This window comes from Thalassobaculum salexigens DSM 19539 (assembly GCF_000423805.1).
GTDB classification, from domain to species: Bacteria; Pseudomonadota; Alphaproteobacteria; order Thalassobaculales; family Thalassobaculaceae; genus Thalassobaculum; species Thalassobaculum litoreum.
In genome coordinates, this window is the sequence record NZ_KE384094.1 from 671,618 (window position 1) to 685,020 (window position 13,403).

Genomic DNA, 13,403 nt, shown 5'->3' on the forward strand with positions numbered 1-13,403 from the left:
GGGCCGGCACGTCCACAGCCCGGGCCGCTCGCGCCACATCACGGTGGCGTCATTTCTTGCGTTGGGCCGCCCGCTCGCGCTTGGCCAGTTCCTCGATGTCCAGCGCCCGCAGCATGGCCGGGGTGCCCGCCTTCAGCATCGACTGGGCGCGCTTGGACTGGGTCTCCGCGTTCTCCCACCTGCTCTGCCGCACCGCCTCCTCCGCCAGGGAAAGCGCCGCCTGCCCGATATCGCCGAGCCGCCCCTGCGCCGTGGCGAGCTGGCGCCACAGGAACGGCCAGTCTCCTTCCGTACGCTTGGCGGTCTGCAGATGATCCATCGCCTTCTGATCGGAGGCGGGGTCGTTGCGGGCCAGCAGGACCTGGGCCAGGGAAACCTCGATCAGCCCGGCCTCGGGCGCCAGCCGCTGCGCCTTCTCCATCGGCGCCACGGCGGCGTCGATCTGCCCGCTCTCGAACAGGAGCTGTCCCTCCAGTTCATGCAGGTACGGATCGTTCGGATCCTCGGCGATCATCTCACGGGTCAAGGCGATAGCCTTGGGATAGTCCGGCACCTCGCGATACGCGATGGCCCGGGCCAACTTCGCCGGCAGGCTGGTATCCGTTTCCGGATACTTGCGGAAAGTCTGGGACGGCGACCGGATGAAGCCATGCAGCTTGGCGACCACCCGGTTGAACCGGGCCACCTGATCCGGCGACGCTTCCTGGTCGGAGTATTCCGACGTCGCCACATGCGCCTCGACCGTGTTCAGACGGTCGCGGGTGAAAGGGTGGGTGGACATGTACGGCGACTGACGGGAGGCCGACAGCAGCTCCTGGGCCGCCAGTTCCTCGAAGAACCGGGCGAGGCCGCGGGCGGACTGCTGCGTGGCGTCGAGATAGCTCAGCGCCGCCTGGTCCGCCGCCGATTCCTGGGCCCGGCTGTACTGCAGGAAGCTGCCGACCGCGGCCGACTGGCCGCCGATGGCGATCGCCGCGCCGGCATCGCCGCGCCCCGTCGCCACCGCGGTCGCGATGCCGACGATCGCCGACAGCAGGGCGGCGTTGGACGCCGACGCGATCGCATCGGAGGTTCGGGCCAGATGGCCGCCCGCGATGTGGCCGGTTTCGTGCGCCACCACCCCGATCAGCTCCAGCGGCGACCGCATGGCCATGATCAGCCCGGTGTTGAGAAACAGGTTCTGACCGCCGGCCACGAAGGCGTTCAGCTGGTCGTCGTTGATCAGGTAGATCGATACCGCTTCCGGGTTCACCCCGGCGGCCTGGAAAAGTGGCGTGGCCAGATCACGGATGGTAGCTTCGATTTCAGCGTCCCGGATGAGGCTGCGCTTCTGCGCATGCGCGCCCGTGGCCAGAGACAGAACCAAGAGTGCGGCGGTCGCTGCCGCGAGTATCCACCGCCCCGGTCCAAAGATGATTCGCTTCACGCCAGCGCCCAATCCCGATGATGTCCGCCCGAACACACACTACCCATCAGATGGGCATCGGGAAAGGCGGACGCAAAGCCCCCCCCGTTCGGCCCGCCGGATCGGGCTTGGCCTGGTCCTGGCCGCCGGGCTCCTGACCGGCTGCGGGTCGGACACCGTGGATCTGACGGAAGGTTTCTACGGCACCGTGGTGGCCGAGGAGCCGCGGGCAGCCCTGCTCGCCCGCGACGTGCTGGTGGACGGCGGATCGGCGGCCGACGCGGCCGTCACCATGTTCTTCGCGCTGTCGGCGACGCTGCCCAGTTCCGTCGGGGTGACGGCGAGCGGCTCCTGCGTGGTTCACGACCCGCAGAGCAAGACCGTTCAGCGGCTCGAGTTCCTGCCGCGCCCGTCCAGCGACGCGCCGAATGCGACGACCCTGCCGCTGGCGCCACGCGCCATGTTCGCCCTGCATGCCCGCCACGGCACGACGCCGCTGGGCGAGCTGATTATCCGGGCCGAGCGCATCGCCCGCTTCGGCGCGCCGGTGAGCCGCGCCTTGGCCCAGGAACTGATCGAGGACGGCGGCGCCGTCGCCGGCGACCCGAACGCCGCCGCCCTGTACCGTCCGGGCGGCCGGCCTCTGGCACAGGGCGCGGAACTCTCCCAGGTTGTCCTGGCGGCCACGCTCGCCCGCCTGCGCTCCGAAGGCGTCGGCACGCTGTATTCCGGCGCGCTCGGCCGGGCCTTCGTCGAGGGTGCCGCCGCGGCCGGGTATGCGGTCGATCCCGACCGGTTGCGGGACGCGCTGCCGAGATGGACGCCGATTACCGAGATCGAGCACGACAATCACCTGTGGGGCGTCGCCGCACCGACCGAGGCGGACCTGCGCCTCGCCCAGGCCGCGCTCGGCATGGTCCTGGAGAGCGGCGACTGGGCCGACGGGGACGATGCCGCCCGCGCCCACCTGCTGGCCGCCGCCCTCGGCGAAGCGGCCCTGCTGGCCGGCACGAACACGGCGATCACGCCCGACGTCCTGCGCCAGGCGGCGTCCCGCATCACCGGGGACCGCAGGGCCGACAGCGCCAACCAGCCGCTGCTCGCGGCGATGCTGGGCACCAGTTCCGGCCACCGGGCCGGCGCCACCTCGTTCTTTGCCGTCGACAGCAGAGGCCTGGGGGTCGGCTGCGCGGTCGGCCTCGGCGCCCCGTTCGGCACCGGCAGGACGATCCCGACCCTCGGCGTCTTCCTCGCACCGGTCCGGGCCGAGGCGGTGAACGGGCCCGGCGCCTTCTCGCTGATCGTCGGCAACCAGAATACCGGCCAGTTCCACATGGCCGCGTCGGGCGCCGGCGGACGGCGTGCCATCTCCTCGATGCTGGAGACCGTGCTCGACCATTGGGTCCGCAGGATCAGGATCGACGACGTGCCCGCCCTGCCGCACAGCCACTACGCCGGCGGCATCAACACCATCTTCGTGGAGCCGGCGACGGACGCGTCGGTTGTCGGATCCCTGCGTCAGCGCGGCTATCAGGTCGCTCCGGCGGAAACCATCGCCACCGGCCACGCGTTTCGCTGCGTGGAGGGCCTTCCCCGGCGCGAGATCCGATGCGGCGTGGCCAAGGACCCGCGCAGTTCCGGCCTGATGTTCTTCGAATTCGGAGGGTAACCCGTGCCCCGTCCCGCCTCCCGCGGAAACGTCGATCCCTTCATCGTCATGCAGGTGATGAGCGCCGCCGCCGAGCGCGAGGCCGCCGGCGGCGACGTGCTGCATCTGGAGGTCGGCCAACCGTCCACACCGGCGCCGAAGGGCGTGCTGGACGCGGCCCGCGCCGCGCTGGACACCGACAAGATCGGCTACACCCTGGCGCTCGGCATGCCGGCGCTGCGGGAGCGGATTTCGGCGCATTACCGCGATTGGTACGGCGTCGATGTCCCGATCGAGCGGATCGCGGTGACGACCGGCTCGTCCAGCGGCTTCACCCTGGCCTTCCTGTCGGCCTTCGAACACGGCGCCCGGGTCGCGCTGGCCTCCCCCGGCTATCCGGCCTATCGCAACATCCTGAAAGCGCTCGGGGTGGAGGTGGTCGACCTGCTGACCGAAGCGGCCGACCGGTTTCAGCCGACCGTGGCGCGGCTGGACAAGGCCGGCCCGCTGGACGGCGTGATCGTCGCCAGCCCCTCGAACCCGACGGGCACCATGCTCGGTGAAGACGGCATGACCGCGATCACCGAGTGGTGCCGGTCGAACGACGTGCGGATGATCTCCGACGAGATCTACCACGGCATCAATTTCGGCCAGCGCTCGGTCTCCGCCCTGGAGAGCGATCCGAACGCCCTGGTGATCAACAGCTTCTCGAAATACTTCTCGATGACCGGCTGGCGCATCGGCTGGATGGTGGTGCCGCCCGACCTGATCGGCCCGGTGGAGCGGCTGGCCTCCAACTTCTTCATCTCCGCCCCGACCCTGTCGCAGTTCGCCGCGACCGCCGCCTTCGAGTGCATCGAGGAGGCGCAGGAGAATGTGGCCCGCTATGCGCGCAACCGGGAGATCCTGCTGAACGACCTGCCGGCGGCCGGGCTCGACGACCTGGCCCCGGCGGACGGCGCGTTCTACATCTACGCCAATGTCGCCAAGTACACCAACGACAGCGTCGAGTTCTGCCGCCGCATCCTGGCGGAGACGGGCATCGCCTGCACACCGGGGATCGATTTCGACCCGTCGCGCGGCCATGCCAGTATCCGCTTCTCCTTCGCCGGCTCGAGCGACGACATGGCCGAGGCCTGCAAGCGGTTGAAAGCCTGGCTGTAAGGAGCGTCGGTCAAGGCGTGCGTACCCTGTTCGTCGCTACCCTCCCTGCCTCATAGTTCGGCCGTCGCCATCCCGTTGACCGCAGGACCTGATCGGCGGCTGGTCCTGATCTGGGACCGGTCCTGAGCGGGAGGTCGGCCCGGACACACGGGCTGCTCCGACGTCGGTGGGTCGATCCTGACGTGCGTCAGGACCAAGCCTCTCGCCCGTCAACCTGCTCCTGCGCAGGCCCGGTCAGATCGGGCGGCGCACGGGACAATAGAGCACGTCGGAAACGAAACAGGCGGCGCCGGGAGGGCGCCGCCTGTCGTTGACGTCTGGCAGTATGCCTCGGCCAGTGCCTTAGCGGCGCCACCAGCCCTTGCGGGGTTTCTCGACCGGCTTGTCCACGCTCTGGACCTCGATCGGCGCCGAACTCAGGTTCTGCGGCACCGGATCGGCATCCTCGGCCGGATCGTCAGCGGTCGTGAGGTCCTCGCCCAGCTCGCCGCTGATCGCACCCTCGTTCGCCGCGACGAGTTCCTCGGCCGGGGCCGGGGCCTCGGCGGGAATGGGCTCGGCGGCGGCAGGTTCCGGGGTCGGCTCCGGCGCAGCCGCGGCGGGCTCTTCCGCAGCGGGCACGTCCTCGGCCGGCGCGGCGTCCGCCTCCTCGTCCTTCTTGCGCCGACGGCGCGGACGCTTGGCGGCCGGTTTCTTCGCCGGCTTCTCCTCTTCCGCCTTCTCCTCGGCAGGGGCAGCGGCAGGGGCTTCGGCGGGAGCTGCGGCCGTCACATCGTCAGCCACCGTCTCGTCGGTCAGGGCCTCTGCGGCAACCGCCGGCACGGGCTCGGCCGCCTTGTCTTGGTCGCCATCGGCTTGGTCGCCATCGGTCTGGCGGTCCCCGCTCCGGGCATCGTCGCCGGACTCGTCCTCGCCGGACTCGTCGTCATCGGACTCCGAACCCTCGGCGTTCTCGCCCTCCGAGCCTTCCTCGCCATCGCGACGACGGCGGGACCGGCGGCGACCGCCGCGACGGCCCCGACGGCGGCGCTTGCGGCCGTCGGCATCCTCGTCGTCGTCCCCGTCGCCCCGCTCTTCGCCCTCGGCGGCGGTGTCTTCGCCATCGGCCTCCGCCTCGGAGTCGTCATCCTTATCCTTGGACTCCTGATCGTCCTCGGCGCGATCCTCCGGCCGGCGGCGGCCGCTCCGGCGACGGCGGCGCGAGCGGCCCCGACCGCCCTTGCGATCGTCCTGCTCCTCGCGGGTTTCGTTCTCGGCCTCGGCCTCGGTCTCGACGTCGTCCTCATCGTCCTCGATCAGGTCGCTGTCGTCCTCGTCCGGCTCGGCGGCCCCGGCGGAACTCGCCGCGATCGCGGTCTGGAAGGCGGCCCGCTCCTCGGCGGTCTTCGGTCGCAGACGCTCAAGCCGGTGATCCGGCGGCACCAGACTGTCGTCCTGCTCCAGAATCACGCGGGTACCGTAGCGGAATTCGATCTCCGCCAGACGGTCGCGCTTCTGGTTGAGGATGTAGAGGGCGACCTGGGCCGGCACATGGACGGTGATCTCGGCCGCGCGGTTGCGCAGCCCCTCTTCCTCGATGACGCGCAGGATGTGCAGCGCGGTGCTGTCGATCGAGCGGATGTAGCCGGAGCCCTTGCAGTGCGGGCAGACCTGGGTGCTGGCTTCCACCAGGGACGGCCGCAGCCGCTGGCGCGAGAGCTCCATCAGGCCGAAATGGCTGATCCGGCCGATCTGGATACGCGCGCGGTCGGATTTCATCGCCTCCTTCATGCGGCGCTCGACCGCATGCTGGTTACGCGACTCCTCCATGTCGATGAAGTCGATCACCACCAGCCCGGCGAGGTCGCGCAGGCGCAGCTGGCGGGCCACCTCGTCGGCGGCCTCCAGGTTGGTCTTGAGCGCGGTCTCCTCGATGTTCCGCTCCGAAGTGGAGCGTCCGGAGTTCACGTCGATCGCGACCAGCGCCTCGGTCTGGTTCATCACGATGTAACCGCCGGACTTCAGCTCCACCACCGGGCTGTGGATGGCGTCGAGCTGGCTTTCCACCTGGAAGCGGTGGAGCAGCGGCACGTGTGTGTCCTTGTAGCGCTTGACCCGCTTGGCATGGCTCGGGATCAGCGTCTTCATGAAGTCCTTGGCGATACGGTAGCCGTCATCGCCGTCGACCAGCACCTCGTCCAGATCGCGCGTGTACAGATCGCGGATCGAACGCTTGATGAGGTTGGCTTCCTCGTAGATCAGGCACGGCGCCGTGCTGTCCAGCGTGGTCTGACGGATCTCGTCCCACAGGCGCAGCAGGTATTCGTAGTCGCGCTTGATCTCGGCCTTGGTGCGCTGCGAGCCGGCGGTGCGGACGATGACCGCCATGCCTTCCGGCACATCCAGGCCCTCGACGATCTGCTTCAGCCGCTTGCGGTCGCCCACATGGGTGATCTTGCGGCTGACGCCGCCGCCGCGCGCGGTGTTCGGCATCAGCACGCAATAGCGGCCGGCCAGCGACAGGTAGGTGGTGAGGGCGGCACCCTTGTTGCCGCGCTCCTCCTTGACGACCTGCACCAGCATGATCTGGCGCCGGGCGACGACCTCCTGAATCTTGTAGCGGCGGTTGGACGGCTTGCGCCGGCGGCGCACCTCTTCCATCGCGTCGCCGCCGACGGTCTCCGGCCTGGCGCTCTTCTTGGTCTGGACGCTGAGCTCGGCGGCCCGGGCCGGAGCCTCGTCGCCGCCATCGTCGTCGCCGGTCTCCTCGTCGCCGGATGCCTCCTCGTCGCCGGCGGCCGCCCCATCGTCCTCGCCCGAGCGCTCGTCGTCGGTCTCGACGTCGTCGTCGTCCTCGTCGGCCATCGCCTCGGCCTGCTCCTCACGGAGCAGTGCCTCGCGGTCCTCGATCGGGATTCGGTAGTAGTCGGGATGAACTTCCGAGAAGGCCAGGAAACCGTGGCGGTTGCCGCCGTATTCGACGAACGCTGCCTGCAGGGACGGCTCTACCCGGGTGACCCGGGCGAGGTAGATGTTCCCTTTAAGCTGCTTTTTGGCTGCGGTTTCGAAGTCGAAGTCGTCGAGCTTGTTCCCGTCGACCACCACGACCCGGGTCTCTTCCGGGTGGGTGGCATCGATGAGCATGCGCTTGGTCATGTGTTGGTAACTCCGTGTCGCGCCGCGACGACCGCAAGCATGGCTGCGGTCCCGCGCGGTCGGCGACGCGGAAAAGCGTCGGCCCAGGCGCGGAAAGTGGCGGCGCGGATTGTGGCGTCGGCGTACCCTCGGCACGCCGGATGCAGTCGCTGGAACGAAGTGCGGCGGAATCGGGCACGACACCGAACATCCCGCTCGCCCCGTGGGCAGGAAGGACTCGGGTTGTCGCGGGCGACTTGGAGGTCGCCGTCGCCGAACTGTTCCAGTTTGCAGGTCTCACGTCGGTCGGTCCTGCGCGGAGCCGGGAACTACGATTCGCCCCGGCTCGAAATCGGTAAAAGTCTCGCGTATCCCCGTAACCCTTTGGCCAACAACGGCGCGCACGGACCCGCACACGGTCTTCGAGGACGAGTGCACCATACTGTTCCAAGCGCATACTAACAATCCAAAACTTCAGACGGTTTCCGGCCCGCGTCACTGAACGGCAACAGAGCGGGAACAATTGAGGCTAAACTGCAATTGCATCGCATAGCATTATGATATCAATCGTAAATATTGCCTTTGCGATTCGCCCACGCTAAACTGCGGCATCTTGCAACCGGTTCGGGGACAGGGAATGACGCGACACGCGGTCCGCTCAGCCATGCCGCTCGACTCGCGGGGCGCCGGCATCCCGGCTCTGCGTCTGCGGTTCAAGGCCTTCCTGTGCCTCTGCGTGCTGGGGCTGGTCGCCCTCGCCACCGCGCTGCCGGCCGTCGCGGCCGGGGTTCCCGTCGTATCGAACCTGCGCATCGGCAATCATCCGGACAAGGTCCGCATCGTGCTCGACCTGGACGAGCGGGTCGATTTCTCGATCTTCCTGCTGCCGGATCCCTACCGGGTCGTGATCGACGTGCCGGAAGTGTCGTTCCGGCTGCCCGAAAGCGCGGGGTCGCGCGCCGTCGGCCCGATTGCCGGCTGGCGGTACGGCCAGTTCCGGCCCGGTACCTCCCGCGTGGTGATCGACGCCGACAATCCGGTCCAGGTGAAGTCCGCCTTCGTCCTGCCGCCGTCCGGCGCGCAGCAGTACCGACTGGTCATCGATCTGACCCCGGCGACGCGCGAGGCTTTCCTTGAGGCTTCCGACGCCTCGATCGAGCGTCACGTGGCGCTGAGCGCGCCGCGCGTCTCGCCGCCGCCCGCCGCGCCGGCCCCGCTGCCGAAATCGGACGACCGCATGACCATCGTCATCGATGCCGGCCATGGCGGCGTCGACCCCGGCGCCATCGGAGAGAACGGGGTCTACGAGAAGAACATCGTGCTGGCCGCCGCGCAGTCGCTTAAGGCGGCGCTGGAGGAGACAGGCCGGTACAAGGCGGTGCTGACCCGCGACAGCGACAGCTTCATCCGCCTGCGCGAGCGCATCGCCATCGCCCGCCGGGTGGATGCCGACCTGTTCGTGTCGCTGCATGCGGATTCGATCAAGGACGGCTCGCTGCGCGGCCTGTCGGTCTACACCCTGTCGGAGAACGCCTCGGACAAGGAGGCGGAGGCGCTGGCGACCAGCGAGAACAAGGCCGATATCGTCGCCGGCATCGACCTCACCCAACAGGAGCCGGAGGTCACCAACATCCTGATCGACCTGGCGCAACGCCGGACCATGAACTATTCCGCGCGCCTGGCCGGCTACGTGGTGAAGGAGATGGAGCGCGAGACCAAGCTGCTCGGCCGCCCGCACCGCTTCGCCGGCTTCGCCGTGCTGAAGGCGCCGGACGTGCCGTCGGTGCTGGTCGAGTTGGGCTTCCTGTCGAACCGGGAGGACAACCGGCGTCTCAACGACCCGACCTTCCGCCGCAAGGTCGCCGCAGGTCTGACCCGCGCCATCGACCGCTACTTCCAGGGCGTGCAGTCGGCGTTCCGGTAGGGCGGCACCCTCAACCTCCCCACAACTCACTCCCCGGACCTGTTCCGGGGCAAGCGATCCCGCGTGACGGTTCCTCGGGGCGCTGCCTCAGCCCGACCGCCTGACGGGCTCACCCCGGCACAAGGCCGGGGAGCGGGCGAGATATGAGAGGGGAACGAGGTCTCCCCTCCCCGGCTGCACCCTCAGCCCTTCAGCACACCGCGGTTGATCTGGTCCTGCTCGATGCTTTCGAACAGCGCCTTGAAGTTGCCCTCGCCAAAGCCCTCGTCACCCTTGCGCTGGATCAGCTCGAAGAAGATCGGCCCGATCACCGTGTTGGTGAAGATCTGCAGTAGCAGGCCGCCATCCTCGGTCGGCGCGCCGTCGATCAGGATGCCGCGCGACTTCAGCTCCTCCAGGTTCTCGCCGTGGTTCGGCAGGCGGTCGGACAGCATGTCGTAATAGGTCTCCGGCGGCGGGGCCATGAACTTCATGCCCAGGCCGCGCAGCCCGTCGACGGCCGCGAAAATGTCGTCGGTGCCCATGGCGATGTGCTGGATGCCCTCGCCCTTGTACTGGTCGAGATATTCGGCGATCTGGCTCTTGTCGTCGGAGCTCTCGTTGATCGGGATCCGGATCTTGCCGCAGGGGCTGGTCATCGCCCGGGACTTCAGGCCGGTCAGCTTACCTTCGATGTCGAAGTAGCGGATCTCCCGGAAATTGAAGAGCGTCTCGTAGAAGCTGCCCCAGACGTCCATGCGGCCCTGGTGCACGTTGTGGGTCAGGTGATCGATATAGGTCAGGCCGACGCCCGCCGGGTCCTGCTCCTCGCCGGCGATCGGCACGAAGTCCACGTCGTAGATCGAGCGTTCGCCGTAGCGGTCGACCAGGTAGATCAGGCTGTCGCCGATGCCGTGGATCGCCGGAATGGTCAGCTCCATCGGCCCGACCTTGCCCTCGAACGGCTTGGCGCCGAGCTTCACCGCGCGCTCGAAGGCGGCGGCCGCGTTCTTCACCCGGAAGGCGATGGCGCAGCAGGACGGGCCGTGCACCTTGGCGAAGGCCTGGGCGAAGCTGTCCGGCTCGCCGTTGACGATGAAGTTCACCCCACCCTGACGGTACAGGGTGACGTTCTTGGAGCGGTGCTTGGCGACCGCGCGGAAGCCCATGGCGGTGAACAGCTTCTCCAGGTCGGCCGTGTCCGGGGCGGTGTATTCGACGAACTCGAAGCCGTCGGTCGCCATCGGATTCTCGGGCGTGCCCTGGGGGACCGGGGGCAGCGTGGTGGTAGCCATGGGGAACCTCCTTGTCGGCGGCGCGGGCGAAGGGCGATAGGTGCGATGCCTCGCCGCGCCGCGGGAAATCGTGTTAGTTTCATTTGTAACAGATTCTCTATGTGGTTTCAAATGAAACCATTGCAAGTATGACACCCCGACGACCGGATCGCCGCCATGCCAGACGCCCCGCACAGTCCTCCGTCCGACGCGCTGATGCTTGACCGGTTTCTGCCGTACCGGCTGGCGGTGCTGGCGAACACGGTGTCGAAGGGGATCGCCCGGCTCTATGCGGACCGCTTCGGGATCACCATTCCGGAATGGCGGATCCTGGCCATCCTCGGCGCGTTCGGGGCGGCGACGGCCTCGGAGATCCAGGGCCGCTCGGCCATGGACAAGGTGCAGGTCAGCCGGGCCATCGCGCGGTTGACCGAGGCCGGGATGATCCAGCGCACGGTGGATGCGGCGGACCGCCGCCGCCAAACGATCGCCATGACGGCGGAGGGGGAGCGGGTGTACCGCGAGATCGTTCCTCTCGCCCGCGCCCGCGAGGCGGCCCTGCTGGAGGGGTTCACGCCGGAAGAACGGGAGATGCTGGACCGGCTGCTGGACCGACTCCAGGCGCGGGCGGCGGCGGGAGAAACGCCCTAATCTCACGCACTCCCCGGCCTTGCGCCGGGGCAATCGGGTCAACGCGCGCCAACCGCCCAAGCTCCGCGCGAGCGGAGGGGATTGCCCCGGAATAAATCCAGGGAGTGTGGGAAAGAGGGAGGAGCATTTGGAAAACGCCGGAGACCGGTAACCAACGCCTCTCCAATATCCTCTCCCCGGCCCTGGGCCGGGGAGAGGAGCAGGAAAATGGGCGGTCTTTCTTCTCCCTACGCGATCATCGCCGCCACATGATCGGCGATCGCCAGGCTCGACGTCACGCCCGGGCTTTCGATGCCGAACAGGTTCACCAGCCCCGGCACCCCGTGCTCGGCCGGGCCCTGGACCATGAAGTCCACCGCCGGCGTGCCCGGGGCCTGGATCTTCGGGCGGATGCCGGCATAGCCCGGCTGCAGCGCCCCGTCCGGCAGACCCGGCCAGTACTTGCGGATCGCTTCGTAGAAACTGTCCGAGCGGCGCGGGTCCACGTCGTAGTTGATCGCGTCGATCCACTCCACATCCGGGCCGAACCGCGCCTGGCCGCCCAGGTCCAGGGTCAGGTGGATGCCGAGCCCCGCCTGCTCCGGGGCCGGATAGATCAGGTGGGTGAACGGCGCCCGCACGCCGGACAGGGAGTAGTAGTTGCCCTTGCAGTAGAAGTGGGGCGGCACCTTGTCGGCGGGAAAGCCCATCAGGCCGGCGGCCAGCGGTTGGGCGTGCAGTCCGGCGGAGTTCACCACCGTCTTCGCCTTCAGCAGCATCGGCTCGGCGCCGCCGACGGCGATCTCGATCCCGTCCTCGCCGACCTTGCCGCCGGCGACCGGGGCATGGAAGGCGATCATGCCGCCGCGCTCCTCCGCATCGCCCTGCAGGGCCAGCATGTAGGAATGGCTGTCGAGCACGCCGGTCGACGGCGACCACAGGGCCGTCACGCAGCGCAGTTCCGGCTCCATCGCCACCACTTCGTTATGCGACTTGAACTCAAGGTCGGTGACGTTCGCCTTGGTCGCCCGGTCCTGGATCTGCTGCAGCGCCGGGATCTGATCCTCCGAGGTCGCCACGATCAGCTTGCCCATCGGGGAGTACGGCACGCCGTGGTCGTCGAGGTAGCGGTAGAGCCTTTTCTTGCCCTCCACGCAGAACTGCGCCTTCAGCGATCCCGGCGGATAGTAGATGCCGGCATGGATGACCTCGGAATGCCGCGAGCTGGTCTCGGTGCCGATGGCCTCGGCCGCCTCCAGCACCAGCACCTCGCGCCCGGCGAGCGCCAGGGCCCGGGCCACCGCGAGACCGACCACGCCGGCGCCGATGACGATCGCATCGACCTGTTCCGCACTCATTTACCCGCTCCGTTCAGTCCACCGAGTTCCGCCATCACATCGACCAGCAGGGGCACATGCTCCTCGCCGTGACCGGTCGCGCAGGCCAGTGTGTAGAGTTGAAGCGCCGCCGACCCGAACGGGGCGGGGAGCCCCGCCTCGGCGGCGATGTCGTTGTAGTAGCCCACATCCTTGCGGGCATTGGCCATGGCGAATTGCAGGCCCGACGCATCGCCGTCCACCGCATAGGCCATGATCTTCTGGAACATGCCGGAATTGACCGCCCCGGCCGAAACCACCTCGCGCAGCTTGCCGAGATCGACCCCGGCGGCCCGCGCCGTGGTCGCCGCCTCGGCCACCAGGGCGGACATGGACATGCTCATGAAATTGTTGATCAGCTTGAGGGAATGCGCCGCCCCCAGCGGGCCGATATGGAAGATGTTACGGGCGTAGCACTCGAGCACCGGCCGCGCCTTCTCCACCAGTGCATCCGGCCCGCCGACCAGCACGTTGAGGGTACCCTCCATCGCCTCTTTCGGCGTCATGGTCATCGGCGTGTCGATGAAGTCGATCCCCTTCTCCGCCAGCGCCGCCGCAACCCGCTTGGTGGAGGCCGGCTCGGCGGTGGAGGTGTCGAGCACGAGGGTGCCGGGTTTCGCGCCCTCGATGATCCCGTCGGCACCGAGGCAGACCCGCTCCACCACCCGGCTGTTCGGCATGCACAGGATGACGATGTCCGACGCGGCGGCGAGCTCCTTTGGCGTGGCCGCCTCGGCCGCCCCCAGCGCCGTCAGTTCCTCCACCGGCGCCCGGTTGCGGTGACCGAGCACGGTCAGCGGATACCCCTTGGCCAGGATGTTGCCGGCCATGCCCCGGCCCATCAGGCCCACACCGGCAAAGCCGACCTTCACAGGATCGGTCATCGCGG

Annotated in this window: 9 protein-coding genes; 4 read left to right on the forward strand and 5 right to left on the reverse strand. The window is 68.5% G+C overall.

Annotated elements, in window-relative coordinates; translation table 11 throughout:
* Positions 1–49: 49 nt before the first annotated feature.
* Positions 50–1,366, reverse strand: coding sequence for a M48 family metalloprotease (locus G578_RS0118335; protein ID WP_211228955.1), 1,317 nt, complete (start codon positions 1,364–1,366; stop codon positions 50–52).
* 217 nt (positions 1,367–1,583) lie between these two features.
* Here G578_RS0118335 and G578_RS28660 point away from each other — a divergent pair, with 217 nt between their 5' ends.
* Complete coding sequence (locus G578_RS28660; RefSeq protein ID WP_051244997.1) at positions 1,584–3,074, forward strand: gamma-glutamyltransferase; 1,491 nt, start codon at positions 1,584–1,586, stop codon at positions 3,072–3,074.
* Between the two features lie 3 nt (positions 3,075–3,077).
* Complete coding sequence (locus G578_RS0118350; protein WP_028795487.1) at positions 3,078–4,217, forward strand: pyridoxal phosphate-dependent aminotransferase; 1,140 nt, start codon at positions 3,078–3,080, stop codon at positions 4,215–4,217.
* A gap of 342 nt (positions 4,218–4,559) precedes the next feature.
* On the opposite strand, the gene G578_RS0118355 is transcribed toward G578_RS0118350, so the two are convergent.
* Positions 4,560–7,352 carry an Rne/Rng family ribonuclease gene (locus tag G578_RS0118355; RefSeq protein ID WP_028795488.1) on the reverse strand — a complete coding sequence of 931 codons (2,793 nt, stop codon included), beginning with the start codon at positions 7,350–7,352 and terminating at the stop codon, positions 4,560–4,562.
* Positions 7,353–7,968: 616 nt separating this feature from the next.
* On the opposite strand from G578_RS0118355, the gene G578_RS0118360 reads away from it, so the two are divergent.
* A complete protein-coding gene (locus G578_RS0118360) occupies positions 7,969–9,255 on the forward strand; it encodes an N-acetylmuramoyl-L-alanine amidase (RefSeq protein WP_245565642.1) in 1,287 nt (428 codons plus the stop codon).
* Between the two features lie 182 nt (positions 9,256–9,437).
* Here the strand turns inward: G578_RS0118360 and hppD are convergent, their stop codons facing one another.
* Positions 9,438–10,529: a 4-hydroxyphenylpyruvate dioxygenase gene (hppD, locus tag G578_RS0118365; RefSeq protein WP_051244998.1), complete on the reverse strand. Its 1,092-nt coding sequence runs from the start codon at positions 10,527–10,529 to the stop codon at positions 9,438–9,440.
* 195 nt (positions 10,530–10,724) lie between these two features.
* On the opposite strand from hppD, the gene G578_RS0118370 reads away from it, so the two are divergent.
* Positions 10,725–11,159 (forward strand): MarR family winged helix-turn-helix transcriptional regulator, encoded by a 435-nt coding sequence (locus tag G578_RS0118370; protein WP_245565643.1) that lies wholly within the window; start codon positions 10,725–10,727, stop codon positions 11,157–11,159.
* Positions 11,160–11,386: 227 nt separating this feature from the next.
* Here G578_RS0118370 and G578_RS0118375 read toward each other — a convergent pair whose 3' ends face one another.
* Positions 11,387–12,496: an NAD(P)/FAD-dependent oxidoreductase gene (locus tag G578_RS0118375; RefSeq protein WP_028795492.1), complete on the reverse strand. Its 1,110-nt coding sequence runs from the start codon at positions 12,494–12,496 to the stop codon at positions 11,387–11,389.
* On the reverse strand, positions 12,493–13,398 hold the full coding sequence (locus G578_RS29655; RefSeq protein ID WP_028795493.1) for an NAD(P)-dependent oxidoreductase: 906 nt from the start codon (positions 13,396–13,398) through the stop codon (positions 12,493–12,495). The genes G578_RS0118375 and G578_RS29655 overlap by 4 nt, the downstream gene beginning before the upstream one ends.
* Positions 13,399–13,403: the final 5 nt, after the last annotated feature.